The organism is Streptomyces luteireticuli (genome assembly GCF_041519305.1).
GTDB lineage: Bacteria > Actinomycetota > Actinomycetes > Streptomycetales > Streptomycetaceae > Streptomyces > Streptomyces luteireticuli.
In genome coordinates this window covers 152306-177544 of record NZ_CP167927.1, presented here as the reverse complement: position 1 = coordinate 177544, position 25239 = coordinate 152306, and the positions used below count along the sequence as shown (strand labels likewise).

The window sequence follows — 25239 nt, the reverse complement described above, 5'->3', positions numbered from 1 at the left end:
TCCCGGTCCTTCCCCTGCCGACGAGCCGTGATGGTACGGCTTCGTACAGGACGCCGAACGGCCGGCGCGGGTTGCGCGTCCGCCCCCTCAGCGTCCGCCTCCTCAGCGTCCGTACCGATGGGCGAAGACCTTGGCCAGCAGCGCGTGGAGCTGCTCCCGCTCCCGGGCGTCGAGCGGGGCGAGGACCTCGTCCTGTACGGCGCGGGCCTCGGCCGTGAGGCGCCTCAACTCCCGTTTCCCCGAAGCGCTGACGGCGACCGAGAAGCGGCGGCGGTCGTGCGGGTCGCGGGTGCGCTCCACCTGGCCCCGGGCCACCAACTCGTCCAGGACCTTCGTCATGTCGCTGGGGTCGATCGAGAGCCGGACGGCGAGGTCGCGCTGCGGGTGGGGGCCGAAGTCGGCGAGCGCGGCCAGGACCGCCATGTGCCACATGCGCAGCTCCCGTCCGGCCAGCCGGGCGGCGGTCCGGCCGCGGGCGTCCTTGCCCACGCGGGAGAGCAGATAGGTCGTCAGGGCCGTGAGGCTGGGAGGTGCCCCGGTCCCGGTCTCCGTCACGCCGCTCTTGGTCACACCGTTGTCGGTCGCGCTGCTGTCGGTCACATCACTATTGTAGGTTGGCACCCATTATTGGTCGCAACCCACGATGGGGGTTCCGTGGACGCCCTGCACACCCGCCTGCTCGTCTCGCGCTTCGCCGACACCTTCCGCTTCTACGCCGCCGTCCTGCCCGAACTGACCGGCGCCCGGCTGGTCCAGGGCGCCGAGCACGGCCCGTACGCCCACTGGGACCTCGACGGCGAAGGCGTGCTGATGCTCTTCGACCGCGCCGCCATGGCCGAAGCCCTCGGCACCTCCGGCCTCCCCGCCGAGCCGCCCGCCGCCCAGGACCGGACCATGCTCGTCAGCCGTGTCGGGGACGTCGACTCCGGCTTCGCGCTCTGCCTGCGTCACGGCGGCAGCGCCGCGGCCGCTCCCGCCGACCGCCCCGAGTGGGGCCCTTCCCTGCGGACGGCCCACGTCCGCGACCCCGAGGGCAACCTGATCGAGCTGCAGTCGTACGGGGGTTGAGGGGGCGGCCGCCGCCGGCCGCCGCCCCCGTCACCTCACATGTGGACGTCCACGCAGGTGCGGCCGACCATCCGCTTGGCCGCGCCGGAGGCGTCGTGCTCCCAGCCCTCGGCGCAGAACTTGGTGTGGCCGTTCACCCCGTGTCCCACCGCGACGCCGTACCGTGAGCCCTTGTGCCAGTTCATCAGCGCGCTCTGGCCCTTGAGTCCGGGGCCGTAGAGGTGGAAGCGGCCGTAGAAGGCGGCCCCCGGCGCCGGGGTGACCGTCAGCCGCGCCACGTACAGCCCCGAGCCCTCGACCTCCAGACAGGTCTGGCCCGAACAGCCTCCCCAGTTCGCGGACGCCGGGGGTGCCGTGGCGGTGAACAGGGCCACGGCACCGACCGCCGCCGCGACCGCGCGCAGGGCCCAGCGGGTTCTCACAGCGATGCGCTTCATCTACTCCGCTTTCCTTGACCTTTTGTCGGATTCGCGCGCCACATCCCGGACGACGGGCGCCCGTTCACGTTCGCCCGCCCTTGTCCGCGGCCGCAACCGAACCCGGCGAGGTTCACCCGCTTGCCGGGGCTCGCGAGGTCACGGCGACGGCGCGCGCCGCAGGAGACACCGCGTCGTGGTGCCCTCCGGGCCGGTGTGCGTGCGCACCAGGTCGCTGAGCGCGTGGACGAGCAGCAGCCCCCGCCCGCCGGGCAGCCCCGGCCGGGCCGGGCGGCGGCCGGCCAGCGGGTCGTGGATGCGGCCGCGGTCCCGCACCTCCCACACCACGTGGCCGTCCTCCGCCCAGATCCGCACGGTGCCCCTTCCGCCGCCGTGCACCACGCTGTTGGCGGTCAGTTCGCCGACGGCCAGCGAGAGGTCGTCCCACTGCTCCGGGGCCAGGCCCAGCTGCGCGGCCCGCGTCACCACCAGGTACCGGGCATCGGCCAGCAGGGTGTCGTCGAAGTCGAAGGTCACGACCTCCGCCGCGCGCGAGGGGTCCGGCAGGGGCCGGTTGCAGGCGGAGACCATGCGGTCCGGGGCGTACGAGGCGCTCGGCCCGCCGCGCCCGCCGTCGATGACGAACGGATGCGTGGCGTACGCGTCGGCCACCGTCCGGGCGGTGAGCCGCGACACGTCGTACGGGCACAGGATCGTCATCGGCCGCCCGGCGAAGGCGTGGTTGACGAGGGCCTCGTGCTGCACGCACGCCGGGTACTCCGCGGACGAGCGCCCGGCCCAGACGTGTTCGCCGACGATGCGCACCCGCCGGCCGGGGTGCGCGTCCGCGAAGGCGCGCAGGACCCGGGGGATGATCCGGCCCGGATTGCGGCCGGCCTCCTCCATGTCCGTGAACCGCACCGCCGGTGCGTCCGGGCCCAGACCGGCGCGGAGCAGCTCCAGCCGGACGCGGGGCACGGCCACCGCCACCGGCTCGTCCGACGCGAGGCCCTCGCGGACGAAGGCGGTGACGGCGGACAGGTACGCGTCCCGGTCCCGGTAGAACAGCGCGGGGTGGGCGAACGGTTCGTCCGCGGCCGTCCTGAGCCTCACAGAGTCACCTCGTTCCCCGCGGGTCCCGGGGGCACGCGGTCGGTCATCCACGTGCGCCGGGACCGCCGTCCCGGGGAGTGCTACCCATGCACCGCCGTTCGTCCCCCCGGCGCAGCGAGCGCCGTTCCGCCTCGGTGGTGCCGCCCCACACCCCGTACTCCTGGCCGGTCGACAGGGCCCAGCGCAGGCACGGCTCGCGCACCGGGCAGCGCCGGCAGACGGACCGGGCGCCGTCCGCCTGGGCCAGGGCGGGGGCGCCCGAGCCGACGGGGAAGAACAGGTCGGGATCCTCGTGGCGGCACGCGGCGCGCTCGCGCCAGTTCTCCTCCGCCGGCCTCGTGGGCCCCGCCGGCCCCGTCGGCCCGACCGAATTCATGGACTTCTTCGACGACTTCACCGGCTTCATCGACGGGCCTCCGTTCCGGGTGACTTGCTCCCACGCCTCGCCCGGAAGCGCACGGTCAACCCTGCCGGAGTCCCGGGCCGGGGTCACTCCTGGGCGAGCATGCGCGTGCGCAGCCGGGCCAGGGTGCGGGCGAGCAGCCGGGAGACGTGCATCTGGGAGATGCCGAGGCGGGCGCCTATCTGCGACTGCGTCAGCTCCTGGCCGAAGCGCAGCTCCAGCATCAGGCGTTCGCGGTCGCCGAGTTCGCCGATGAGGGGTTTGAGATCCTGGAGGGACTCGACCTTGTCCAGGTTCCCGTCGGCGGTGCCGATGCGGTCGGACCATGTCCGTGGGCGGTCGGGGCCGCGGGAGCCGGCCTCGGCCGGGGCGTCGAGGGAGTGGGCGGTGTAGCCGTTGCTGGCGACCTGGGCCTCGACGACCTCCTCCTCGGACAGGTCCAGTGCGTCGGCCAGTTCCCGGACGGTGGGGGAGCGGCCCAGCCGGCCGGAGAGCTCCTCGGTGGCCCTGACGAGCTCGACCCGCAGCTCCTGGAGTCTGCGGGGGACGTGGACGGCCCAACTGGTGTCGCGGAAGAAGCGTTTGACCTCGCCCGTGATGTAGGGGATGGCGAGCGTGGTGAACTCGACCCCGCGCGTCAGGTCGAACCGGTCGATCGCCTTGATCAGTCCGATCGTCCCCACCTGGACGATGTCCTCCATCTGGTCCGCCCGGTTGCGGAAGCGGCCGGCCACGAAGCGGACCAGGGAGAGGTTCATCTCGATGAGCGTGTTGCGGACGTACTGGTACTCGTGCGTCCCCTCCTCCAGGACCGCGAGACGGTTCAGGAAGAGGGAGGTCAGGGCCCGGGCGTCCCGTGGATCGACGGCCCCCGCGTCGTCCACCTGCGGCAGATCGGCACCGACGGGCCCGCACGCCGCAGTGCCGTTCCGCGTGGCCGGTGCCGGGCGCGTCACGTCTGTGCTGGTCACGTGCGTCCTCCTTGTCGGGTGTTCGTGGGTCGCTCCTGCCCGTGGTTCCCCGGGGTATTCCCGCGCGGTGGGACCGGTTCCGGTACGGGCCGGCGGACACCGTCTTCTCCCGGTACGGGAGTTCCGCTACAAAAGGGGGTCATGGAGCAGGACGAGCACCCCGGCTTCCTCGCCCTGTCCGCCCGGCTGACCGGGCGGGACGAGGCCGAGCTGCGTGCCACCGGGCTGGTGGGGCGTCACCACGCCACCGCCCTCGCCCGGCTGGGCCGGGCGGCGGTGGGACGCTTCGTCGACGACCTCGCCGCCGCCGGCGGGGACCCCGGCCGCGTCACCGCGCCGGAGTCCCGGGAGGCCGCCCGGGCCATCACCCACCTGTGGCGGACGGGGACGTGGCCCGACCCGTGCTGATCCGCCGGAACGCTCAGGCCCGGCCGAGGGCGGGGTCGCTCACGCCGGAGGCCCCGGTCTCCACGTGCCCGGCGAAACCGCGCCGGAAGGCGGGGTCCTCCTGCGAGGTCACCGTCACGTCGTACCAGCGCCGTGCGGCACGCAGCCGTACGGAGTGCCGCACGGTGGCGCCCGCGCCGACCGTCAGCGTCTCGGCCGGGGCACCGTAGGCGCAGGTCACCGTCAGGTGGCGGGTGCGCGGGCCCGGGTTCGTCAGGGTCAGCTCCAGATGGCCGCCGGCCGCGACGTGGCGGGCGGTCACCTCGGGGCCCGCCGCCCTCCCCTCCCCGCGGAAGGTCCGGAAGAAGCCGTTCGGGCCGTGCACCGTCAGGTCGTAAGTACCGTGCGAGTACGCCGTGTTCCAGGTGTCAGCGATCTTCTTGCCGGCCTCGGCGGTGTACGTCCACGGCCCGTCCGTCCGGTTGCCGGAGGTGACCAGGAACTGCGCGCCCGCCTCGGCGCCGCCGCTGAACGTCAGGGTGATCCGGCCGGTGGACGGGGTGTGCGCCGCGTCGGCGGACGGGGCGTAGCGCAGCGGGCGGGCGGGACGCGTGCCCGGCTCCTGCCGGGGGAGGGCGCCGACGGCGGGCGGTCTGGGGACGTAGTCGGGGTGGCGCTTGCGGTCCGGCGGCTCGTACCCGGCCGTGGACGGCAGCGCGGCCGGCTCCGTCCGCGCCCGGCTGAAGTCGAAGGCCGAGGTCAGGTCGCCGCAGACGGCCCGGCGCCAGGGCGAGACGTTGGGCTCGCGCACACCGAAGCGGTGCTCCATGAAGCGGATGATCGAGGTGTGGTCGAAGACCTCGGAACACACGTAACCGCCGGTGCTCCAGGGCGAGACGACGAGCATCGGCACGCGCTGGCCGAGGCCGTAGGGGCCCGCGACGTGCCCCGGGTCGCCCTTGAAGAGGTCGGCCGTCACGTCCACGGTGGAGCGGCCGCGGTCCGCGTTCGCGGGCGGGTGCGGCGGGACGACGTGGTCGAAGAAGCCGTCGTTCTCGTCGTAGGTGATGAACAGCGCCGTCCGGCTCCACACCTCGGGGTCGGAGGTGAGCGCGTCCAGGACCTGGGAGATGTACCAGGCGCCGTAGTTGACCGGCCAGTTGGGGTGCTCGGTGAAGGCCTCGGGGGCGGCGATCCAGGAGATCTGCGGCAGCCTGCGGGCCTTGACGTCGGCTCTGAGGATGTCGAAGAGCCCCTCGCCCTTCTTCGCGTTCGTCCCGGTGCGGGCCTTCTCGTGGAGCGGGTCGCCGGGCCTGGCGTTGCGGTAGGCGTCGAAGTAGAGCAGGGAGTTGTCGCCGTAGTTGCCGATGTAGGGGTCGCCGGTCCAGCCCCAGTGGCCGGCGGCGTCCAGGCCGTCACCGGCGTCCTGGTAGATCTTCCAGGACACCCCGGCCTTCTCCAGGCGCTCGGGGTACGTCGTCCAGCCGTAGCCGGCCTCCTCGTTGCCCAGGACCGGGCCGCCGCCCTTGCCGTCGTTGCCCGTGTACCCGGTCCACATGTAGTAGCGGTTGGGGTCGGTGGAGCCGATGAACGAGCAGTGGTACGCGTCGCAGACGGTGAACGCGTCGGCGAGGGCGTAGTGGAACGGGATGTCCTCGCGTGTGAGGTACGCCATCGTGGTGGCGGTCTTGGCGGGCACCCAGCGGTCGTACTTGCCGCCGTTGAAGGCCCGTTGCCCGCCCGCCCAGTCGTGGTTGAGGTCCTGGAGGAACTGCATCCCCAGGTTGTCCGCCCCGGGCCGGAACGGCAGGACCTCCCGGGCGCCGTCCGGCTGGTGCCACACGGACTTCCCGCTCGGCAGGGTGACGGGGTGGGGGTCGCCGAAGCCGCGCACCCCTCTCAGCGAGCCGAAGTAGTGGTCGAAGGACCGGTTCTCCTGCATCAGGACGACGATGTGCTCGACGTCCCGCACACTGCCGGTGCTCCGGCGGGCGGGAATGGCGGCGGCGCGGGCGATGCTCTGCGACAGGGCGGCGAAGGCGGCCGTCCCGCCGGTCAGTTGGAGGAAGCGCCGGCGGTCGATCTCTCCCATGGGCAAGGTGACCTCTGTGGTGTCGGGGGACGGAAGCGGAAGAAGCGCCCCCAGGACAGCGGGACATGCCGAAGGGGCAGTGGCCCCACTGTGACGCCGGGCGGTACGGGAGGGGAACAGGGAGTTTCGGCCCGTCCCGTCGTACCGCCCCCGTCCGCGGCGGTCAGCGCAGGACGCCGGAGACGACCGAGGTCACGGCCCTGCGGACGTCCTCGGCCCGCGGCGGGGCGCCCGTGCGGTCGGCGAAGAGCAGGTGTCCGGTGCCGATCAGGGTGGGGGCGAGGGCGGCGACGTCGGCGTCCTCCGCGAGGCGGCCGAGCGTGCGCTCGGCGGTGAGGTAGCCGGCGAGCACGGCCGTCGCCTCCGTCAGGAGCGGGACGCCGGCCGGTGTGACGCGGCGCAGCCGGGCGCGCAGTTCGTCGCGGGAGGTCACGAGGCCGACGATCGCCACGGCGACCGACTCGAACAGCGTCGTCAGCGCTCCGGTGAGGTGGCCGGTGACGGTCCCGGTCCCGGCGGCCGCGCGCAGGGCGGCGGCCTGGTCGTCGAGGCGGGCGACGCGGTCCCGTACGAGCTCGGTGAGGAAGGCGTCGAAGTCGTCGAAGTGCCGGTGCAGGACGCCCTTGGCGCAGCCCGCCTCGGTGGTGACCGCCCGGCTGGTCAGCGCGTTGGGCCCGTCGCGGAGCAGGACGCGTTCGGCGGCGGCGAACAGCTGTCGGCGCGGATCGCGGATGGCCACTCCTGTCGGCACGGATCTCCCTCATGTCGTCATGTCGTCTTCGGTGCCCGGACGTTGACGAGTGGGCACCCGCCCACCATAGTGGGCGCATGCCCACCATACCGCCGGAACACCCTTCGCCGTCCGGTCGTTTCACCCGTGAGTCCCATCAACATCGCGATATGGCCGAGTCGTTCGGATCGGACGCCGAACGCTACGACCGCGCCCGGCCCCGCTATCCCGACGCGCTGATCGACCGGATCGCCGCGGGCAGTCCCGGCCCCGACGTCCTCGACGTGGGCTGCGGCACCGGCATCGCCGCCCGGCAGTTCCGGGCGGCGGGGTGCCGGGTGCTCGGCGTCGACGCGGACGCGCGCATGGCCGCGTTCGCGCGCCGGTACGGGCTGGAGACGGAGGTGGCGCCGTTCGAGTCCTGGGACGCCGGTGGCCGGACGTTCGACGTGGTCGTCGCCGCGCAGACCTGGCACTGGATCGACCCGGTCGCGGGGGCGGCCAAGGCTGCCGCGGTCCTGCGGCCCGGCGGCCGGCTGGCCGTGTTCTGGAACGTGGCCCAGCCCCCGCCCGAGGTCGCGGAGGCCTTCGCCGCGGTCTTCCGCCGGGTCGTGCCCGGCGCCCCGCTCAACCCCTGGGCACCGGCCGCCCTCGACGCACAGGGGGCCCTGTTCGCCAAGGCGGCCGACGGCATGCGGCGTTCGGGCGCCTTCGGCGCGTCCGAGCGGTGGCGGGCCGACTGGGACCGGGAGTACACCCGGGACCAGTGGCTCGACCAACTGCCCACGAGCGGTCTCACGGCCCGGCTCTCCCCGTCCGCCCTGGACGCCCTGCTCGCCGGCACCGCCGCCGCCGTCGACGCGAGGGGAGGCCGCTTCACGATGCGGTACGCGGCCGTCGCGGTGACCGCCGTACGGACCGGAGCCTCCTGACCGGGCATCGAATGCACCCGGCAACTCCATTCGGCCGATACCGAGTTGGCGGACCCCACTGGTACACAGGGGTTCGCCGATGTGACTCGTCGCGCCGCATAAGTGATCATTTACGGGTACACCGAACCGCAACGCAGAAGTGAGGCCCCCGTGAAATCCCGTACCCTCGGTGCCGTGTGCACCGCCGTGCTGCTCGCCGTCGTCGTGACGGGGTGCTCGGGGTCCAAGGACGACAAGGGCGAGGGCAAGGCCGGCTCCGGCACCGCCCGGGCGGCGCTGGACGCGCTGGCCGTCAAGCAGGCCGCGCCGAAGGCCGGCTACGACCGCGAGGGCAAGTTCGGCCGCGCCTGGTCCGACAAGACCGACGCCCCCGGCTCCGGGAACCGCTGCGACACCCGCAACGACATCCTGGCCCGCGACCTGAAGAACCCGCGCAACGACGGCTCGTCGGCGTGCGTCATCGCCTCCGGCACCCTCGACGACCCCTACACCGGCAAGAAGATAAAGTTCCAGCGCGGCACCGGCACGTCCTCCGCCGTGCAGATCGACCATGTCGTCGCCCTCGGCCAGGCCTGGGTCTCCGGCGCGCAGAAGATCTCCCAGCGGCAGCGCGAGGCCCTGGCCAACGACCCGCTCAACCTGATCGCGGCCGACGGACCGGCCAACGGGCAGAAGTCCGACCAGGACGCCTCCAAGTGGCTGCCCAGGAACACCGCGTTCCAGTGCACCTATGTGGCCCGTCAGATCGCGGTGAAGAAGAAGTACGGGCTGACCGTCAACGCGGGGGAGAAGGACGCGATGGCCCGCGTCCTGAAGACCTGTCCCAACGAGAAGCTGCCCGTCGACGGCGGCACCGGGGTGGCCCTGAAAGAGACCAGGAAGTAGTTCCGGAAGCAGCCCCGGAAGCAGTCCCACCGTCATCGCCCGGTGTCCAGGAGGTGCGGCAGACCCAGCCGCCAGCGCTCCTTGTCCACCTCCTTGGCCAGGGCGAACTCCGGTGCCTCGTAGCCCTTGAACGTCCGCACCTCGGCACGGTCCGGGCCGCCCGCGGCCGCCAGCACCCCGGCGGCCGCCCGGCGGCCCGCCTCGTTCGCGGTCTCCATCGACGTGAAGTCGACGTTGCTGTACGTGCGGACCCAGTCCCCGGCCAGGAAGAGGTTGCCGACGGCGGTCACGGCCTCCGGGCGCAGGTCCCAGGAACCGGCCGAGTTGAGCAGGTACGGGTCGTCGTTCCGCAGCCCGTCGCCTCCCTCGGTGATCGCCTCGTCCAGATACCAGGAGTGCAGCAGGGAATCGGGCAGGACGGAGGCCCCGAGGTGGGCCCGCATCTGCGCCCACACCTCGCGGGCGACCTCGGCGCGTGTGCACTGCCGGGCCGGTCTGCCGTAGAGGATGCCCGGGGTGTCCCAGTCGGAGACGTCCACCGACAGCGACTCCTGGGCCCGCCCGTCGCCCCAGGTGCGGGCGAAGGGGGCGCGCCAGAGCTTGGACTGGCCGATCGAGACCAGCTTCCAGGGCGAGTCGATATGGGCGACGTGACCGGCGACGACCTCGGCCGGGCGGCGCAGGAAGAACTGGATGCCGCTGCACCAGGTCTGCTGGAGGCCGTCCATCGCCGCCAGCCGCTGGTCGGCGGCGCGCAGCGCGCCGTCCCACAGCCGGATGGCGCGGTCGGACGGCACGGCCGCCACGAACCAGTCCGCGTCGACGCGTTCGGTCCCGCCCCGCGCGGTGCGCGCGGTCGCCCGTACGACATGGCCCGCCGCCGTCTCCAGCCGCTCCACGGAACGGCCGTAGGCGAAGCGCACGCCGAGGGAGCGCAGATGGGCGACCCAGGGGTCGATCCACGCCTCGCTGGTCGGTCCGTCGAAGACGCCGTCGGCGGGGCCGTCGGTGCCGCGCCCGGTGACGGCGTACAGCACGGCCTCGAAGCCCTGTCCGCAGGTGCGGGCACTGGCCGTCGTGGGGCGCAGCGCCTGGATCAGCTGGACGCCGCCGCCGAGCAGCTTCTGGTACTCCGGCGACATCCGCCCGGCCCGGATGTGGTCCCACCAGGAGACGTACTCCCACTGCCCGAAGAGGCGTTCGCGGCAGCTGGTGAAGAGGATCACCAACTGCCGGGCGAAGAACAGGGATTCACGGGGTGTCAGCCCGAACGTCTCCTCCAGCGTCCCGGCGAGCGAGGCGATCAGCAGACCGGCGTCGGACAGGGACGGCGTCCACGGGCGCTGGGGCACGGTGACGGAGCCCCGGCCCCCGGAACGGGCGTACTCGACCCGGGTCACGGCGGCGAGGTTGCCGTGCACGGTGCCGCCGCCGGCGAGCGGGATGCGCCGGAGCGTGTCCGGGAGGTTGTGGTAGAAGCCGAAGACGCCGCGGTGGCCGTGCTCGCCGGGCAGGCCGCGGCGGCCGCCGGTGCCGCTGTGCGGGACGTACAGCGAGCGCGCCTTTCCGCCGGGGACGGAACGGCGCTCGTAGACCGTCACCTCGAAGCCCCGCTCGGCGAGTTCGTGCGCCGCCGTCAGCCCGGCGACCCCGGCGCCGAACACGGCCACCCGCCGGCCGCCGCGCCCCGCGGCTGCCACGTGCCGGGTGCGGACCGCGCCGAGGCCCAGCCCCGCCGCGCCGTACCCCAGCACTCTCCGACGGGAAACCCCCGCCCCCTCCGCTGCCTCGGCCATGTCCCCTCCACCCCTGGGGCCGCTGTGGTCGGGGACGACGCTACGGCGGGCATCTCCCGGCGGGGGCGGGACGGTTGCCCGGTCCACCGAACGTGTTGCGCAACCGAGTGGGAGGGAAGAGGCAAACCGCCCGATCGTGGGGACCTAGGCCGTGTCCGACACGACCTAGGCCCGAGGGCGTACGAGGGGTGCAGACGCGAGGAGGAAGAGGCTGGTGGGGCTGGTGTGACAAGGTGGCCGTATGACACACAGCTGGCCCGAGCATCTCGCCGTGGGCGCCGTCCGGTTCGCCCGCCCCACCGCCAACTACGAAGCAATCCTGGCTTTTTACGGTGACGACCTCGGTCTGCCCGTGCTCGCCTCGTTCCGCGGCCACGCCGGCTACGACGGCGTCGTCTTCGGCCTGCCCGGCACGCCCGTCCAGATGGAGATCACCCAGCACGGTGCCCCGCCCCGCATCCCCGCCCCCGACCCGGAGAACCAACTGGTGCTCTACCTGCGCGGAACCGGGGCACGGGACGCCGCGGCGCGCCGCCTGGAGGAGCGCGGACACCGCCCGGTCGAGGCGGCCAACCCGTACTGGACCGAACACGGCGCCGTGCTGTTCGAGGACCCGGACGGCTGGGTCGTGGTGCTGGCCCCCTGGGTGTTCGGCGAGGAGCCCGCACCGGCGGCCGGGGCCTGAACGGCGGCCGTCAGCCGCAGCGCTCGATCGCGATGACGGCGACGTCGTCGTCCAGCGCCCCGCCCGCGTGGGCCAGCAGGTCGTCGTGGATGCGGTGCACCAGCCGCTGGGGGTCCGTCTCCCGCCACGAGGTGATCCGCTCGACCAGCGGGTAGAAGCGGCCCCGCGCGTCCCGGGTCTCCACGGCGCCGTCCGTGTAGAGCAGCAGCAGGTCGCCGGGGCGGTAGTCGAAGGTCTCGGCCGTGTAGTCGTCCTCCGTCACGTCCGCCTCGCCCAGGCCCAGGGGGAGCGCAGGGTCCCGGACCTCCAGCGGGGTGGCCCGCCCGTCGCGCAGCCGCAGCGGCGGGAGGTGGCCGCAGCTGATCAGTTCGAGCGTGGGCTCCTCGTCGGGGATCTCCAGCACCGCGGCCGTCACGAATGCCTCGGACGCCTCCGGCCCCGCCTCCGGGTCCGCCGCGTCCCAGTACACGGTGTTCTGCAGGTGTGCCACCAGGCGGGGCAGCGGGGGCACGCGGTGCGCGGCCGCCCGGAAGGCGCCCAGCAGCAGCGCGGCGTCCCCCACCGCCGTCAGGCCCTTGCCGCGCACGTCACCGATGATCAGCCGGGTGCCCCGCCGGCTGCGCGCGGTCGCGTACAGATCGCCGCCGATCCGCGCCTCCTCCTCGGCGGCCACGTAGAAGGACGCGATCCGCAGCGGGCCGCTGCGCTCCGGGAGCGGCCGCAGCAGCACGGACTGGGCCACGTCGGCGACCGAGCGCACCCGGATCAGCTCCCGCAGATGGCGCTCGTGCGCACAGCGGAAGACCACGATGAAGCCGGAGATCGCGACGAGGGCGGCGATCTGCGCCTCGTGGTTGGAGGTGGTCAGCCCGCCGTGGAAGACCCCGATCAGCACCTGGGCGATCACGGCCAGCGCCCCGATGCCGCCGGTGGCCAGCGGGCCCGCGAATGCGGCGGTGATCGCCGGTGCGACGACCAGCAGCGGGCCCAGATGGATGTCCGGGCCGCTCAGCAGGTCCACCGCCGTGATCACCATGATCATGACGACGGGCATGACCAGCAGCGCGGGGCGGCGGTACCCGGTCTCCCCGAACCCGGACGTTCGGTGCGTACGGCGCATGTCTCCTGCTTACCCTCCCGGCGGAGCGGGCGCCTGTCCGGAGCCGCGCCGCACCGCCGGGGCGGCCCCCGGGCGATCTCCCTGCGGCGCACCGGGATCCTCGGCCGGCCCGGCCGCGTACCGTGGTCCTCATGGCCTCCGGCACTGCGGACTTCGAGCGTCACTGCGATCAAATCCTGTCCCAGACAGACCTGTTGCTGTCCCATCTCGCACGCGCCACTACCGCCGATCCCGTCCCCACCTGTCCCGGCTGGAACCTCGGGAATCTGCTCCGGCACCTGGCCGGAACGCACTCCTGGGCCACGGAGATCGTCACGTCCCGGGCCCCCGGCCCCGTCCCCGACGACCGGGTCGACGACGTCTCCGGCCCCGACGACGAGGACCTGGCCGCCCTGGCCGCCCGCTGCGCCGCGGCCGCCGGCCGGCTCGCCGCGGCGCTGCGCGAAGCCGGTCCGGACGCGGCGGTGTGGACCGCGGCGCCGGACGGAACGGCCGCGTTCTGGGCCCGGCGGATGGCCCACGAGACGGCCGTGCACCGGGCGGACGCGGCGTTCGCGACCGGGACGCGGTACGAGCTGGACGCCTGGGCCGGGACGGACGCGCTCGACGAGTGGGTGGGGTTCTCCACGTCCCCCGAGGCACCGTCCCTGCGGGGGCCGGAACGCACGCTCCGCATCTCGGCGGGGGAGGGGGCGGAGTGGTTCGTGGACCTCACCGGCCCCGCCCCGCGGTGGCGGCGCGGCGGCGGGGACGCGGCCGTCAGCGTGCGCGGTGCCGCGACGGATCTGCTCCTGCTGATGTACGGACGGCCCGTGCCGGAGGGGAGCGTCGAAGTGCGCGGGGACGGGGAGCTGTTCGCGCGGTGGAGGGACGGGGCGGCGTTCTGGCTGGAGTAGCGCGGAGCCCCGCGCCGCACTACCCCTTTCTGTCCGGTCCGTGCCGTCGGCGGTCCGGAGTGTCCCCGGGGTGCGCCAGAGCCGGTCCGTACGTGATCGTGTAGCCGCAGCGGATGCACGACTCCTCCTGCACCACGCCACCCGGGTCCACGGTCGTCCTGTGGTGCTCGGGCGGACAGCCGTGCTCGTTCATCGTGGGGAGCACAAGACCACCTCCTGTGTGTGCGGTTCGGGCAACGTAGCGCGCGGCGGGGTGCGCCGACACTCGCACCGTTGTGCGGTCGTGCGCCCCAACTCCCTCTCGTGGAAACCTTGTCCGGGAAGTGCGGCGGGCGCGGCGGGCGCGCGGGCGACTCGCCCGGCGGCGCGCAACCCCGACGAAGGTCAGGGGCGGGAGCGTGCCCTTCGGGCCGTGTGCCGGGCCGCCGCGGAACCGTAGCGTCCGGGGTCATGGAACACGCGATACGACACCACCGCGCCCGGCCCACCGGCCGGCGCGTCGCGGGCGCGGCCGGCTCCCTCGCCGCCGCCGGCGGGACGCTGGCCTGGGCCGCGCCGGACGCCCCGGGCGCCGCGGGCAGGGCCCTGGTCACCTCGGGACCGTCCGCCTCCCTGTACCGCTCCGTCGCCGGCGCGGCGGCGGACGCCCCCGGCCGGACGGGCTCGCTGCTGGCCCTGGCCACCGAGGGAACCCTGGTGGTGCTGGGGCTGCTGCTGATGTGGACCGGCTGGACCGCCCTGCGCCGCCGCGAGGCGCACCTGCTCGCCGGGGTGCTGCTCGCCGGCGCGGCGACCGTCGCCGCCTACGCCGTCAGCGAGCTCCTCAAGACGGTCGTCGACGAGGAGCGGCCCTGCCGCGCGCTGCACGGCGTCACCACCGTCGACCCGTGCCCGCCACCCGGCGACTGGTCCTTCCCCAGCAACCACTCCACCCTCGCCGCCGCCCTCGCGGCCGGCCTCGCCCTGCTGCGGCCGCGACAGGCCGCGCTCCTCCTTCCCCTGGGGGCGCTGGCCTGCGCCCTGCGTGTCGCCGTGGGCGCGCACTACCCCCACGACGTCCTGGCCGGGGCCGTGCTCGGCGCCGCCGTCGCCCTGGCCGCGTGGCTCGTGCTCCTGCCGTTCGCCACGGGGCCGGTGTCACGGTTCCTGGGGAACCGGCGCGGCGGCCACGCCCGCCTCATGGGCCACGACCGCGGCCGCGGCCCGGTTGTCCACCCCCAGGCGGGCCAGGATCGAGCTGACATGCGCCTTCACGGTGCCTTCGACCACATGCAGCCGCCGGGCGATCTGCCCGTTGGACAGCCCGGCCCCCAGATGGACCAGCACGTCCCGTTCGCGGGCGGTCAGGGCGGCCACCCGCTCCCGGGCGGCGGCGCGCCGGCCGGCGGCCGTCCCGGCGCCGGTCGCCGCGAGATGGGCGACGACCCGGGCCGCGACGGCCGGTGACAGATAGGCGGCGCCGCCGGCCACCGCGCGCACCCCGGCGACCAGTTCCTCGGGGGCGCCGGACTTGACCAGGAACCCGGAGGCGCCGCCCGCCAGCGCCCGCAGGATGTAGTCGTCCTCGCCGAACGTCGTCAGCATGACCACGCCCGTGTCCGGCGCGGCCGCGCGGATCCGCGCGGCCGCCTCGATGCCGCCCGTCCCGGGCATGCGGATGTCGAGCACGGCCACGTCCGGCCGGTGACGGAGCACCAGGTCCACGGCCTCGTCCCCGTCGGCGGCCTCGGCGACGACCTCCAGGCGGGGATCGGTCGACAGGACGGCCCGCACGCCGTGGCGGATCATCGGTTCGTCGTCGGCGACCAGGATGCGGATCACCCTGCGCTCACCCCTCCAGCACCGCGAGGGCCGTCAGCCGGCCGTCGCGGAAGCACAGTTGGTACGCGTCCCCGGCCGCGGACACGAAACGGTCCGCCGTCACCGCGTAGTACTCGCACTCGACCCCCGGTCCCTTCGGCTCCGCCGCCCGCGGACGGTAGGGCAGCCGGCGCTCCGGCAGCAGCGCCGCCACGTCCTGACGATTCTGTCCCACGTGCAACCGGGCGTAGGCGGCGGGTTCGAGGACGGTGTGCGCGACCGTCAGCGAACTCCACACCGTCAGCGCGGCGCTGAGCGTCCCCAGGACCAGCAGTGGCACGGCCACGGCGGCCGCCAGGGTGCGGCGCGCCGGCCGCCGGGCCCGGCGCCGCTCGGACGCCGGCGGACCGGCCGCGCTCCCGGCGGCGGACGGCGCCGCTCCCGGGCGCGGGGGCGTGTGCGGAAGCCGGGCCATGACGAGGTAACCCCCCTCGTGCGGACCGTGCCGCAGCGAGCCGCCCGCCAGCCGGACGCGCTCGTCCAGCCCGATCAGCCCCCGGCCGCCGGCGGGGAGGCCCGAGGCCGGGGCGGTCGGCGCGGTGTTCTCCACCGTGACGACGGTCGCGGCGGCCGCACGCGTCACACGCACCCGCGCCGAGGCGCCCGGCGCGTGCTTGGCCACATTGGTCAGCGCCTCCTGCACCACCCGGTGGGCCGCCCGCTCGACCGTGCCCGGCATCTCGGGCCCGTCCCCCTCGACGTGCAGGGCCACCTCCAGACCGGAGGCCGCCGCACCGCCGACCAGCCGGCCGAGGCCGAAGTCGGCCGGTCCGTCCGGGGCTTCCTCGGTCTCCTCCCGCAGGATGCCGATGACCTCGCCCAGCCGCTCCACCGCCGCGGCCGCCCGGGCCCGGACGTCCTCGGCGGCCGCCCGGTGCCCGTCGGCCAGACCGGGCGAGAGCTTCAGGGCCCCCGCCGAGAGCGCCACCAGGCTGAGGTCGTGGCCCAGCGCGTCGTGCATGTCCTGGGCGATGCGCGCCCGTTCGCGCAGCCGCGCCTGCTCGGCGACCAGCCGCTGCTCGCGTTCGAGCTGCTCCGCGCGCGACCACCCGGCCCGGACCAGCTCCTGGTACTGCCGCCACAGCCGGCCCGCGAACCACGGCAGCAGCGCCACCCCCACCACCAGGGGGACGAACACGCCCCCCAGCGGGAACAGCGCCGGTACGGCCGTCACCGCCGCCGCCCCCGTCGCGACCAGGGCGCCCGTCGCGGCCGCCATCGGCCAGGTCCGCCCCGACCGGTGCCCGGCCAGGAAGGCCAGGACCGCGCCGGGCAGCGCCCACCACAGGCTGATGACGCCCAGTCCGGCCGCCACGGCGCCGGCCGGCGCGAGCACCGTGGCCGGGTCGCGGGAGAGAGGAGGGAGGTTCTTCGCAGTCGTTCCGTACACGGAACGCACCGTATGCGGCATCCGCGGCGTCCGGTACCCGCCGAAGGTCATATGGACAGGGCGTCATACAGGAGGTGCCGGGGCGTCAGGCGTGCGGGTTCGCCGCGGCGCCCTCGGTGTTGAGCAGGACGACCGTCGAGGCGCGGCCGAGGGACAGCTCCGCGCGCCGGGCCTCCCCGTCCCCGCCGCCGAGCGCGGCGCGGACACCCGCCAGCGCGGCGGCGCCGCACGGCCCCGACGAGACGCCGAGCGCGGTCAGGTCCCGGGCGGCCGCGGTGCTCTCGGCGTCGGTGACCGCGACCGCCGCGTCCAGGCCGTCCCGCAGATACGGCCACGCGAGGCCGGACAGCGTGCCGCAGTTGAGCCCGGCCATCACGGTGGTGCCCGTCTCCACCGTGACGGGCCGCCCCTGCCGCAGGCTCTCCAGCGCGCAGGCCGCCGACACCGGCTCCACCGACAGCAGGGCCGGGGGCGTCCCGTTCGGCCGCCCGCGGTAGTGGGCGACCGCGGCCTGGGCGAGGGAGCCCACGCCCACCGGCACGGCGACCAGCGCGGGCGGCCGGGCCCCGGCCTCGGCCAGCTGCGCGTCGGCCTCGGCGAACAGGGTGGAGTACCCCTCGCAGATCCAGCCCGGAATGCGCTCGTAACCGGGCCAGGCCGTGTCCTGGAGCAGGACCGTGTCCGGTGCGGCGGCCGCGTCCGCCGCCCGGCGCACCGCCGCGTCGTACGAGTCGCCCGCCTCGGTGACCCGTGCGCCCTCCGCGGCGATGGCGGCCACGGCGGCCGGGTGCACGCCCCGGGCCACGAAGACGTGCGCCCGCTGCCCCAGCATCCGCGCCGTACGGGCCACGGCCCGGCCGTGGTTGCCGTCGGTCGCCGTGACGAGGGTGACCGTCCCCCGGGCACGCCCGGCCAGCGCCCGGTGCACCGCCCAGGAGGCGCCCAGCACCTTGAAGGCGGGCAGCCCCATCCGCCGCGACTCGTCCTTGACGAAGACCCGGCCCACCCGCAACTCCACGGCCAGATCCGGGAGTTCCAGCAGCGGAGTCGGGGCGTAACCGGGCAGGGAGGCGTGGAAGGACCGCACCCCGACGGGGGCGGGCGCGCACGTCCAGTCGCGGGCGGCGGTGCGGGAGAACCAGGGGAGGGCGGCGAGGGCGGTGGTGTTCGTCACCCCGTCAGCCTGCGGCCCGCGGGACCGTTCGGTCCAGCGCATCTTTTCCACCAGTACCCATCAGCTCCGCTGAATGATCGAATGGCCTCCATGACCTACGACCTGCACCGGCTGCGCCTCCTGCGCGAGCTCAAGCACCGCGGCACGCTCGCGGCCGTCGCCGCCGCCCTGTCGTACAGCCCCTCCACCGTCTCGCAGCAGCTGTCGCAGCTGGAGTCCGAGGCCGGCGTCCGGCTGCTGGAACCCGCCGGCCGGCGGGTGCGGCTCACCGAGCAGGCCGAGATCCTGGTCGCCCACACCGAGGCCGTGCTCGAACGCCTCGAACAGGCCGAGGCCGACATCGCCGCCTCCGCCACCGGCCTCACCGGCACCCTGCGCGTCGCCGCCTTCCAGACCGCGGCCCTGGCCCTGCTGCCCGCCGCGCTGACCCGGCTGCACACCGCCCACCCCGGGCTGCGCGTCCACCTCACCCAGAGCGAACCGGAACAGGCCCTCCCGGCGCTGCTCGCCCGCGACTTCGACCTGGTCGTCACCGAGGAGTTCCCGGGCCGGCCGCACCCCCGGACCGACGGACTGGAGCGCGAGCCGCTGTGCGACGACGCCCTGCGGCTGGCCCTGCCGCCCGGCACCGACGCCCCGTCCGCGCCGGCGGCCGCCCTGCGCGCACTGGCCGGTCACCCCTGGGCCATGGAGCCCGAGGGGTCCGCCGCCCGGCACTGGACCGTCACCCTGTGCCGGGAGGCCGGCTTCGAACCCGACGTACGCTTCGAGTCCCCCGACCTCCTGCTGCACCTGCGCCTCGTCGAACAGGGCCACGCCGCCGCCCTGTTGCCCGACCTCGTCCACGGCGGCCGCCCGCCCGCCGTCCCGCTGCGGCCCCTGCCCGGCGGACCCGTGCGCGCGCTGTCCACGGCGGTGCGCCGCGGCCGCGGCGGCCACCCCGCGATCCGCGCCTGCCGGGCGGCGCTGCGGGAGGCGGCGGCGGACGTGCTGACGCCGGGACCGGCACGTCGCTGAGGCCCGGGCGCGCGACGCCGTCCCCGAACGCGGGTACCCTTCCCCTGCCCTCCGGCGTCGCAGGACCCGGGGGCCCCACCCTCGTCATCGGCCCCAACGGCCCGCGCCGTCGGCCGGTTCCGGCCGGGCGCCGGGCCCGGAAGGAGAACGGCCCGTGAGCCGCCGCAACCGCAAGAACGCCCCCGCCGCCGCGCCCTGTACGGTCACCGTCTGCCGCGGCTGCTGTTGCGGCACCCCCAAGATCCCCGGCGTCGACCACGCCGCCCAACTGGCCCGGCTGCGCCGGGAACTGACCGGCACCGACGGCCGGGTCCGGGTAACCGACTGCATCGACGCCTGCGAACACGGCAACGTCATCGTCGTCCAGCCCTCCGCCGAGGGCCGCGCCGCCGGCGGCCGCCCCGTCTGGCTCGGTCTGGTCAACGACCCGGACGCCACGGCCGACATCGCGACCTGGATACGCGACGGCGGCCCCGGCCTCGCCGAGCCGCCCGGCGTGCTCGACCTGTACGCCTTCACGCCGTCCCGTCGCGTCCGGCAGGGCGTGGACGCCTGAACCTCCGTCACGGGACCGCCGCCGAGGTGCCCGGTTAGGCTTTTCCCATGGCAATGGCGAGCAGCACCGGAAGCCGGCAGGACCGGGACGCGACGACCGTCGAGATTGTCTACGCGCTGCTGAGCGCCGCCTTCCTCGGGGCGGTCGTGTTCGGCGTCGTGGCCGGCCCTGCGGCGGTCTGGGACCTGCCCGGCTGGGCCGGCCGCTTCCTCGTGCGCACCGGAGGCGCCGTGGCCGGTGTGCTGGCCGTGCTGCGCGTCGTCCACGTCCTGCGGCAGTACGAGAGGCGCCGGCGCGCCTGACCGCACACCGGCGGCTGTCGTTCCCGGAGTGCCGGAGCGGGGATCCTCAGAAGGTGACCGTCCACCCCTCGCGTTGGCGCTGCCGATCGGTGTAGGCGACGCCGTGGACCTTGAGGCCCCCGGGGTCGAGCAGGGTGACCGTGCCGCCGCTCGGGTCGAGGTGGAACCCGTTGCCGCCGGAGACGGCCGTAGTGGTCCCCGGAGCGAGGACCTGGGGTTCCAGGGGGAGCAAATAGCCGTGTGCGTCGGCGAGTTGCCAGCCCTTCAGCTCGACCGGCTCGGGCGAGGCGTTGAGGAGGACGACGGACCCCGCCGGAGGGGCCGCGGGGGCGCCGCCGGTCCGCACGCCCACGACGCGGAGCGGCGCGTCCGGGACGCCGGGGTGCAGGGCCGCGGTGGGCAGGGTGTGACCGGTGACGTCGTCGGTGTGCCAGGCCTGCGACTGGAAGGCGAGGAAGACCGCCGTCCAGCGTGACTCGGCGGGAAGGTGGAAGAGGAGCGCGCCGTCCTGCCAGACTCCGTCGTCGCCCGTGAAGCGCCCGGCGTTGCCCTGGTTCATGTGGATGTCGTGGACGCCGTTCCCCGGCCGGAAGCCGAAGACCTTGTCGGGCAGCCCCGGTTCGGGGCCGAACCGCTGTCCGAAGGCGTAGACGGCCGTCGTCGGGTCGGCGATGGCGCGCTGGACGTAGTGGTCCAGGAGGTCGGCGAGGTCGTTGTCCACGCCGGGCAGATCGGGCGGCAGGGTGCGCATCGACGCGGGCGCGAACATGTTGCCGCGGATGAAGTCCAGGGCGGCCCCGCCCGGCTTCGAGGGCAGCGCCGTCCAGCCGCTGCCCGCAGGGGGGAGCAGAGAGGTCAGGGGGTGCCGGAAGTCGTCGTCGACCAGGTAGAGCAGGTCCGGCGGGGCCTGCTGGGACAGTACGTTGACCGCGGCGCGGTAGTGCGTGCCGTGGTCGTCGGCGAGGTGGATCTGGTAGTGCGGCGTGCCGGTGCTCCCTTCGCGGCGACGTTCGACGGCGCGACAGGCGAGGACGCCGTATCCGGCGATGGGCATGGTCCGCCTCCGTTGACGGTGGGGGGTCGGAGGTGCCCGGGCCCGGCCCGGGCGGGGTCGTGATCGCTGTCGTCCCCGGCGCGCCGGGAACGCGTTCATGGCGAGCCTCCCGGGGAGGCTCCTGTCCGCACGTGACGCGCCCACGGTAACTCCTCTTCGCCGCACCGGCGTCCGGGGAGCGCGCCCCGTCACTCCGGAGGGGCCGGGCGGTGACCGACCCTGCGTCGGGATCCATGGGCGGCCCGCGGCATAAGGACGCCGTCAAGACGTTTCTTGAAGATTCAAAGAACCAGTCCTAGGGTGAGCCCCCAGAAGTTCTTGAAAATTCAAGATCTCACTCCGTCCCCCCCCATGAAGGAGTCGTCGTGAAGTCCTCCCGCAAGGCCTGGGCCACGGCCGTAGCCCTCGGCGTGCTCGCCGCGAGCGGAGCCACCGTCGCCGCCGCCACCCCCTCCGCCCCCTCCGCTCCTCGTGTGACGAAGGCCGCCGGCGAAGACGAGCAGCTGCAGAAGCTCTACAAGGACGCCCTGGCCGAGGGCGGCCGCCTGGTCGTCTACGCCGGTGGTGACAAGCCGGGCCAGGCCGACTACCTCAAGAACGCCTTCGTCAAGCAGTTCCCCAAGATGAAGGTCGACACCGTCGTCGACTTCAGCAAGAACCACGACGCGCGTCTCGACAACCAGATAGCCGAGCACAAGGTCGTCGCCGACGTCGTCCACCTCCAGACCCTCGACGACTTCCCGCGCTGGAAGAAGGAAGGCGCGCTGGAGCAGTACAAGCCGGTCGGCTGGAACAAGGTCTACGACAAGGTCAAGGACAAGGACGGCTACTACACGGGCCTGTACTTCATCGGCTTCGCCAACGTCACGGCCACCACGCTCGGCGACAACGCGCCCGTCGAGGCCCAGGACTTCCTGAAGCCCGAGTACAAGAACAAGCTCGTCTTCACCTACCCGAACGACGACGACGCCGTCCTCTACTACTTCAAGCAACTGACCGACAAGTACGGCTTCGACTACCTGAAGAAGCTCAAGGCCCAGAACCCGAAGTTCGTGCGCGGCACCGCGGACGCCTCCGCCGCGGTCGGCACCGACGGCTATGTGGCGAACTTCGCCAGCTCGGGCAGCTCCAGTGGCCTGTCGAAGACGAGCATCCCGGAGAAGTCGCCGTGGGTCGCGTGGCCGCAGACCGGCGCGATCCTCAAGGCCGCGCCGCACAAGGCCGCCGCCAAGCTGTACATGAGCTGGATCCTCTCCAAGCAGTACCAGGAGAAGTCCTACGGCTGGAGCGCCCGCACGGACGTCCCCGCCCCGGCCGGGCGCAAGGGAATCTTCGACTACACGAACATGAACCCGCTCGGGCTCGGCCGGTTCATGGGCGACCGGGCGGCGCTCGACCGCTACAAGGCGCGCGTCAGCCTCTACGTCGGTGACGTCAAGGGAGCGGACCCGGCCGACCCGGAGGGCAGGCTCGGCCTGTACCCCGTCGACCAGAACGGCACGCAGGGCTGAGGCCCTTCACCGGTCCCGGCGGTGGCGTCGCGCCACCGCCGGGACCGGCGTGTCCGCTCAGCGGAACTCGTGGACCAACTGGATCCTGCCGACGATATGGGCGTTGAACTCCTGGAGCTCCTCGGCCGGCACCCAGAGTTCGAGGATCGTCCGCCCGCCGGCCTGCTGGACGGGATAGCGGGCCACGAAGTCCGAGTCGACCTCGAAACGGGTCACGAATCCGGCGCCGTCGTGGAGGACGTTCCAGTCGCGCGCGATCCTGACCGCGTAGTCCTCGTTGAGCACCGGGTAGAAGATCGGCTGCTCGGGCAGCCGCGGCGGCCAGGCGCGCCAGCCCGACTCCCGGACGAGATCCAGCTCCTTGGGGCCGGTGGGCCGCCACAGGGTCGTCGTCGCTCGTCGGCCGGTCATGGGAATCGCTCGTTTCTCCGGGGCGGGTTGTGGGTGCGGCCCGCCGGGACGACGGATCCTACGTCGCCGACGGCGCCGGGGCCACGGGAATTCCGCGCGGACCCGCCCGTCGTCCTCAACTCCCGTGCCGGAGCCCGACCAGCGGCAGGAACAGCAGGTCCGCGATGTCCTCCAGGTCCGCGTCGGTGGGGGTGCGGCGGGCCAGGAACAGTTCGTGGACGACCAGGGCCACCGGGAGCGTGACCACCCGGTCGGGAAGAGAGGCCGGCGGGCCGATCTCCCCCCGCCCGGCCGCCCGTTCGAGGACCGTGCGCATCCAGTCGGCGCCCGGGCCGCGGTTGCGGGAGGCGAGATACGCGGACAGCTCCGTGTCCTGTCCCTGCTCCAGGGCGAGCACCTGTCGGACGGGGGCGAGGTCGTGCGTCCGCCGGACGACGAGGCGCAGGACGGCGAGCACGTCGTCGCGCAGTCCGCCGGTGTCCGGCGGCCCGTCCGGCAGCGGCGGGGTCCGGTGCCGCAGCGCGGCGAGGACCAGCTCCCGCTTCGTCGGCCAACGGCGGTAGAGCACCGGGCGGCTGGTGCCGGCGCGGGCCGCCACCGCCTCGTACGTCAGCTGTTCGTAGCCGGCCGCGACCAGTTCGTCCCAGGCCGCTTCCAGGAGCGCCGCCTCCAGCTCGGTCCCGCGGCGGCGCCTGCGCGGGGACTCCATGGGCTCTTTGGACACGTCGTGTATCTCAATCGAGGGACTTAAGATACGCGTCGACTCTTATTGGAGGCGTGGCATGCGCGGCAAGGGCATCCACTACGACACCGGCACGTTCCCCAACGGCGACAGCTCCCGCCCGTCCTTCGAACCCCGCGTCGTGGAGCAGGAGATACGGGCCATCGCCCGGGACCTGCACTGCACGGCGATCCGCATCACCGGCGGCGACCTGGACCGGATCGACCTCGCGGCGCGGCACGCCGCGGCCGCCGGACTCGAGGTCTGGTACTCGCCGTTCCCCTGCGAGATGACGGACGACGAGATGCTGCCGCACCTCGTCGACGCCGCCGGGCGGGCCGAACGGCTGCGCCGCGACGGCGCCGACGTCCGGTTCGTCACCGGCTGCGAACTGAGCGTCTTCGCCCGCGGATACCTCCCCGGCGACACCCTCGCCGACCGCATCCCCGTCCTGGGCGGCCCCGGCCGCGAGGCGGCCCTCGACGGCATGCCCGACAAGGTCAACGCCTTCCTCCGCGAGGCCGTCGCCGCCGTGCGCCCCGTCTTCGGCGGCCCTCTCACCTACGCCTCCAACCCCCTGGACGGCGTGGACTGGACCCCGTTCGACATCGTCGGCCTCGACGCCTTCCGCAGCCTGCGCAACGCCGCCGCCTACCGCGACGAACTGCGCGAGGGCCTCGCCCACGGCAAGCCCGTGGCGATCCTCGAAACCGGCTGCTGCACCTACCGCGGAGCCGGCGACCACGGCGGCGCGGGCTGGTTCCTGGCCATGGAGCCGGACGGCGTCACCCTCAAACCGGACCTCGTGCGCGACGAGGACGAGCAAGTCCGCCACCTCGACGACCTCATGACCGTCTTCGAGGAGGAAGGCATCGACTCCGTCTTCTGGTTCAGCTTTGCCGGCTACGCCCACCCCCACCGCCGCGACGGCGGCCCGGACCTGGACCTGGCCTCCTACGCCATCGTCAAGGTCTTCGCCGACGACCAGGACGTCCCCGACCGCCTCCGCGCCTACCCCGATATGCCCTGGGAGCCGAAGAAGGCGTTCCACGCGCTCGCGGACCGCTACAAGGCCGTCGAACAGCGGGAATCCGGCGGCGGGGGACGCAACGGCCGGGCGCGGGAAGCCCTTTCGGCGGGAGGCCCTTTCAGGCGGGCACCCGGTCGAGCGCCTCCTGCGCCCGGCTCGTGACGTCCTCCGGCGCCGCGGCGATGACCGCGTCGAGGGCCGAACGGGACGTCTGGAGATCGGTGATCGCCCGGGTGATGCGCTCGCGTTCGCGGAAGAGGTCCGTCAGGAGGTCGGGGCAGGTGGGGACGAGGCGGTCGTCCTCGTCGCGGAGGCACGGCAGGATCTGGGCGATCGTGGCCGTGGTCAGGCCGGCGGCCAGCAGGCTGCGGATACGGCGGACCGCCTGGACGTCGGCCTCGGCGTATTCGCGGTAGCCGCTGGGGCGGCGCTCGGGCGTCAGCAGGCCCTGGGCCTCGTAGTAGCGCAGGAGCCGTTCGTGGACACCGGTCCTGCGGGAGAGTTCGCCGATCTTCACGGTCGCTCCTTGCGGCAGTTGACTCTGACACAGGTGTCAGATTTTAGCGCCGGTCACACCGGAAACGCACTGCGCGTGGAATCCCCCCGTTCCATCGACTATCGGCCATTCATGGCCGGAACGCATCGCCGGGCCCGTACGGGACGGCACTCGCGTGCCGCACCGCGCCAAGGGAGTCGCTGCAGGCCGGACGCGCGCGGCG

Annotated in this window: 27 protein-coding genes and 1 pseudogene; 12 read left to right on the top strand and 16 right to left on the bottom strand. The window is 73.9% G+C overall.

Going from position 1 to position 25239, the window contains the following annotated elements; all coding sequences use genetic code 11:
• Positions 1–102: 102 nt before the first annotated feature.
• Positions 103–600, bottom strand: a complete 498-nt coding sequence (locus AB8735_RS00765) for a MarR family winged helix-turn-helix transcriptional regulator (protein WP_344029115.1) — start codon at positions 598–600, stop codon at positions 103–105.
• A 54-nt stretch (positions 601–654) separates the two neighbouring features.
• Here AB8735_RS00765 and AB8735_RS00760 point away from each other — a divergent pair, with 54 nt between their 5' ends.
• On the top strand, positions 655–1068 hold the full coding sequence (locus AB8735_RS00760; RefSeq protein WP_372404307.1) for a VOC family protein: 414 nt from the start codon (positions 655–657) through the stop codon (positions 1066–1068).
• Between the two features lie 35 nt (positions 1069–1103).
• Here AB8735_RS00760 and AB8735_RS00755 read toward each other — a convergent pair whose 3' ends face one another.
• The 4 genes from AB8735_RS00755 to AB8735_RS00740 all read right to left on the bottom strand — a co-directional run bounded on the left by AB8735_RS00755 (position 1104) and on the right by AB8735_RS00740 (position 3971).
• On the bottom strand, positions 1104–1505 hold the full coding sequence (locus AB8735_RS00755) for a hypothetical protein (protein WP_344029108.1): 402 nt from the start codon (positions 1503–1505) through the stop codon (positions 1104–1106).
• A gap of 138 nt (positions 1506–1643) precedes the next feature.
• Positions 1644–2597, bottom strand: a complete 954-nt coding sequence (locus AB8735_RS00750) for an anti-sigma factor RsbA family regulatory protein (protein WP_372404305.1) — start codon at positions 2595–2597, stop codon at positions 1644–1646.
• Positions 2598–2640: 43 nt separating this feature from the next.
• Entirely contained in the window at positions 2641–2973 is a 333-nt protein-coding gene (locus tag AB8735_RS00745; protein ID WP_372411742.1) for a WhiB family transcriptional regulator, read from the bottom strand.
• A gap of 113 nt (positions 2974–3086) precedes the next feature.
• Complete coding sequence (locus AB8735_RS00740; RefSeq protein WP_372404303.1) at positions 3087–3971, bottom strand: RNA polymerase sigma factor SigF; 885 nt, start codon at positions 3969–3971, stop codon at positions 3087–3089.
• Positions 3972–4112: 141 nt separating this feature from the next.
• On the opposite strand from AB8735_RS00740, the gene AB8735_RS00735 reads away from it, so the two are divergent.
• Positions 4113–4379, top strand: a complete 267-nt coding sequence (locus AB8735_RS00735; RefSeq protein ID WP_372404301.1) for a hypothetical protein — start codon at positions 4113–4115, stop codon at positions 4377–4379.
• Positions 4380–4392: 13 nt separating this feature from the next.
• Here the strand turns inward: AB8735_RS00735 and AB8735_RS00730 are convergent, their stop codons facing one another.
• Entirely contained in the window at positions 4393–6450 is a 2058-nt protein-coding gene (locus AB8735_RS00730; RefSeq protein WP_372404299.1) for a phosphocholine-specific phospholipase C, read from the bottom strand.
• 163 nt (positions 6451–6613) lie between these two features.
• The gene (locus tag AB8735_RS00725; RefSeq protein WP_372404297.1) at positions 6614–7201 is read right to left on the bottom strand and encodes a TetR family transcriptional regulator; all 588 of its coding nucleotides are present in this window, start codon (positions 7199–7201) and stop codon (positions 6614–6616) included.
• A gap of 77 nt (positions 7202–7278) precedes the next feature.
• Here AB8735_RS00725 and AB8735_RS00720 point away from each other — a divergent pair, with 77 nt between their 5' ends.
• Together AB8735_RS00720 and AB8735_RS00715 are read left to right on the top strand one after the other, a co-directional pair.
• Entirely contained in the window at positions 7279–8112 is an 834-nt protein-coding gene (locus AB8735_RS00720) for a class I SAM-dependent methyltransferase (RefSeq protein ID WP_372404295.1), read from the top strand.
• A 150-nt stretch (positions 8113–8262) separates the two neighbouring features.
• Complete coding sequence (locus tag AB8735_RS00715; RefSeq protein WP_372404293.1) at positions 8263–8997, top strand: DUF1524 domain-containing protein; 735 nt, start codon at positions 8263–8265, stop codon at positions 8995–8997.
• A gap of 32 nt (positions 8998–9029) precedes the next feature.
• On the opposite strand, the gene AB8735_RS00710 is transcribed toward AB8735_RS00715, so the two are convergent.
• Positions 9030–10793: an FAD-dependent oxidoreductase gene (locus AB8735_RS00710; protein ID WP_372404291.1), complete on the bottom strand. Its 1764-nt coding sequence runs from the start codon at positions 10791–10793 to the stop codon at positions 9030–9032.
• Between the two features lie 241 nt (positions 10794–11034).
• Here AB8735_RS00710 and AB8735_RS00705 point away from each other — a divergent pair, with 241 nt between their 5' ends.
• Positions 11035–11478 carry a VOC family protein gene (locus AB8735_RS00705; protein WP_372404289.1) on the top strand — a complete coding sequence of 148 codons (444 nt, stop codon included), beginning with the start codon at positions 11035–11037 and terminating at the stop codon, positions 11476–11478.
• A gap of 10 nt (positions 11479–11488) precedes the next feature.
• Here AB8735_RS00705 and AB8735_RS00700 read toward each other — a convergent pair whose 3' ends face one another.
• Positions 11489–12598 carry a PP2C family protein-serine/threonine phosphatase gene (locus tag AB8735_RS00700; protein ID WP_344029079.1) on the bottom strand — a complete coding sequence of 370 codons (1110 nt, stop codon included), beginning with the start codon at positions 12596–12598 and terminating at the stop codon, positions 11489–11491.
• Positions 12599–12729: 131 nt separating this feature from the next.
• On the opposite strand from AB8735_RS00700, the gene AB8735_RS00695 reads away from it, so the two are divergent.
• Both AB8735_RS00695 and AB8735_RS00690 read left to right on the top strand, forming a co-directional pair.
• Complete coding sequence (locus AB8735_RS00695) at positions 12730–13494, top strand: maleylpyruvate isomerase family mycothiol-dependent enzyme (RefSeq protein ID WP_372404287.1); 765 nt, start codon at positions 12730–12732, stop codon at positions 13492–13494.
• A gap of 450 nt (positions 13495–13944) precedes the next feature.
• Positions 13945–14592, top strand: a pseudogene (locus tag AB8735_RS00690) (phosphatase PAP2 family protein); the annotation flags it as partial.
• 39 nt (positions 14593–14631) lie between these two features.
• Here the strand turns inward: AB8735_RS00690 and AB8735_RS00685 are convergent.
• The 3 genes from AB8735_RS00685 to AB8735_RS00675 all read right to left on the bottom strand — a co-directional run bounded on the left by AB8735_RS00685 (position 14632) and on the right by AB8735_RS00675 (position 17918).
• The gene (locus tag AB8735_RS00685) at positions 14632–15315 is read right to left on the bottom strand and encodes a response regulator transcription factor (protein ID WP_344029362.1); all 684 of its coding nucleotides are present in this window, start codon (positions 15313–15315) and stop codon (positions 14632–14634) included.
• Between the two features lie 7 nt (positions 15316–15322).
• Complete coding sequence (locus AB8735_RS00680; protein ID WP_372404285.1) at positions 15323–16744, bottom strand: sensor histidine kinase; 1422 nt, start codon at positions 16742–16744, stop codon at positions 15323–15325.
• A gap of 85 nt (positions 16745–16829) precedes the next feature.
• The gene (locus AB8735_RS00675; protein WP_372404283.1) at positions 16830–17918 is read right to left on the bottom strand and encodes a pyridoxal-phosphate dependent enzyme; all 1089 of its coding nucleotides are present in this window, start codon (positions 17916–17918) and stop codon (positions 16830–16832) included.
• A 90-nt stretch (positions 17919–18008) separates the two neighbouring features.
• Between AB8735_RS00675 and AB8735_RS00670 the strand changes: the two genes are divergently transcribed.
• From AB8735_RS00670 to AB8735_RS00660, 3 genes are all read left to right on the top strand, one after another.
• Positions 18009–18935 (top strand): LysR family transcriptional regulator, encoded by a 927-nt coding sequence (locus tag AB8735_RS00670; RefSeq protein WP_372404281.1) that lies wholly within the window; start codon positions 18009–18011, stop codon positions 18933–18935.
• 154 nt (positions 18936–19089) lie between these two features.
• Positions 19090–19491 (top strand): (2Fe-2S) ferredoxin domain-containing protein, encoded by a 402-nt coding sequence (locus AB8735_RS00665; RefSeq protein WP_344021553.1) that lies wholly within the window; start codon positions 19090–19092, stop codon positions 19489–19491.
• Positions 19492–19538: 47 nt separating this feature from the next.
• On the top strand, positions 19539–19793 hold the full coding sequence (locus tag AB8735_RS00660) for a DUF6332 family protein (RefSeq protein WP_372404279.1): 255 nt from the start codon (positions 19539–19541) through the stop codon (positions 19791–19793).
• 46 nt (positions 19794–19839) lie between these two features.
• On the opposite strand, the gene AB8735_RS00655 is transcribed toward AB8735_RS00660, so the two are convergent.
• Complete coding sequence (locus tag AB8735_RS00655) at positions 19840–20847, bottom strand: DUF2278 family protein (RefSeq protein WP_372404277.1); 1008 nt, start codon at positions 20845–20847, stop codon at positions 19840–19842.
• A gap of 365 nt (positions 20848–21212) precedes the next feature.
• Between AB8735_RS00655 and AB8735_RS00650 the strand changes: the two genes are divergently transcribed.
• Positions 21213–22358: an ABC transporter substrate-binding protein gene (locus AB8735_RS00650; RefSeq protein ID WP_372404275.1), complete on the top strand. Its 1146-nt coding sequence runs from the start codon at positions 21213–21215 to the stop codon at positions 22356–22358.
• A 57-nt stretch (positions 22359–22415) separates the two neighbouring features.
• Here AB8735_RS00650 and AB8735_RS00645 read toward each other — a convergent pair whose 3' ends face one another.
• Together AB8735_RS00645 and AB8735_RS00640 are read right to left on the bottom strand one after the other, a co-directional pair.
• Positions 22416–22769: a hypothetical protein gene (locus AB8735_RS00645; RefSeq protein WP_344021545.1), complete on the bottom strand. Its 354-nt coding sequence runs from the start codon at positions 22767–22769 to the stop codon at positions 22416–22418.
• Between the two features lie 115 nt (positions 22770–22884).
• Entirely contained in the window at positions 22885–23493 is a 609-nt protein-coding gene (locus tag AB8735_RS00640; protein ID WP_344021543.1) for a TetR/AcrR family transcriptional regulator, read from the bottom strand.
• Between the two features lie 58 nt (positions 23494–23551).
• On the opposite strand from AB8735_RS00640, the gene AB8735_RS00635 reads away from it, so the two are divergent.
• Positions 23552–24682, top strand: a complete 1131-nt coding sequence (locus AB8735_RS00635) for a hypothetical protein (RefSeq protein WP_372404273.1) — start codon at positions 23552–23554, stop codon at positions 24680–24682.
• Here the strand turns inward: AB8735_RS00635 and AB8735_RS00630 are convergent.
• Complete coding sequence (locus tag AB8735_RS00630; RefSeq protein WP_344021539.1) at positions 24639–25037, bottom strand: MerR family transcriptional regulator; 399 nt, start codon at positions 25035–25037, stop codon at positions 24639–24641. The two genes, AB8735_RS00635 and AB8735_RS00630, sit on opposite strands and share 44 nt — an antisense overlap.
• Between the last annotated feature and the right edge of the window lie 202 nt (positions 25038–25239).

Excerpts from the sequence above, each read along its gene's own strand:
- AB8735_RS00660 (WP_372404279.1), top strand. The coding sequence starts at position 19,539 with ATGGCAATGGCGAGCAGCACCGGAAGCCGGCAGGACCGGGACGCGACG.
- AB8735_RS00635 (WP_372404273.1), top strand. The coding sequence starts at position 23,552 with ATGCGCGGCAAGGGCATCCACTACGACACCGGCACGTTCCCCAACGGC.
- AB8735_RS00755 (WP_344029108.1), bottom strand. The coding sequence starts at position 1,505 with ATGAAGCGCATCGCTGTGAGAACCCGCTGGGCCCTGCGCGCGGTCGCG.
- AB8735_RS00670 (WP_372404281.1), top strand. The coding sequence starts at position 18,009 with ATGACCTACGACCTGCACCGGCTGCGCCTCCTGCGCGAGCTCAAGCAC.
- AB8735_RS00730 (WP_372404299.1), bottom strand. The coding sequence starts at position 6,450 with ATGGGAGAGATCGACCGCCGGCGCTTCCTCCAACTGACCGGCGGGACG.
- AB8735_RS00735 (WP_372404301.1), top strand. The coding sequence starts at position 4,113 with ATGGAGCAGGACGAGCACCCCGGCTTCCTCGCCCTGTCCGCCCGGCTG.
- AB8735_RS00645 (WP_344021545.1), bottom strand. The coding sequence starts at position 22,769 with ATGACCGGCCGACGAGCGACGACGACCCTGTGGCGGCCCACCGGCCCC.
- AB8735_RS00695 (WP_372404287.1), top strand. The coding sequence starts at position 12,730 with ATGGCCTCCGGCACTGCGGACTTCGAGCGTCACTGCGATCAAATCCTG.
- AB8735_RS00710 (WP_372404291.1), bottom strand. The coding sequence starts at position 10,793 with ATGGCCGAGGCAGCGGAGGGGGCGGGGGTTTCCCGTCGGAGAGTGCTG.
- AB8735_RS00700 (WP_344029079.1), bottom strand. The coding sequence starts at position 12,598 with ATGCGCCGTACGCACCGAACGTCCGGGTTCGGGGAGACCGGGTACCGC.
- AB8735_RS00720 (WP_372404295.1), top strand. The coding sequence starts at position 7,279 with ATGCCCACCATACCGCCGGAACACCCTTCGCCGTCCGGTCGTTTCACC.
- AB8735_RS00745 (WP_372411742.1), bottom strand. The coding sequence starts at position 2,973 with ATGAATTCGGTCGGGCCGACGGGGCCGGCGGGGCCCACGAGGCCGGCG.
- AB8735_RS00655 (WP_372404277.1), bottom strand. The coding sequence starts at position 20,847 with ATGCCCATCGCCGGATACGGCGTCCTCGCCTGTCGCGCCGTCGAACGT.
- AB8735_RS00705 (WP_372404289.1), top strand. The coding sequence starts at position 11,035 with ATGACACACAGCTGGCCCGAGCATCTCGCCGTGGGCGCCGTCCGGTTC.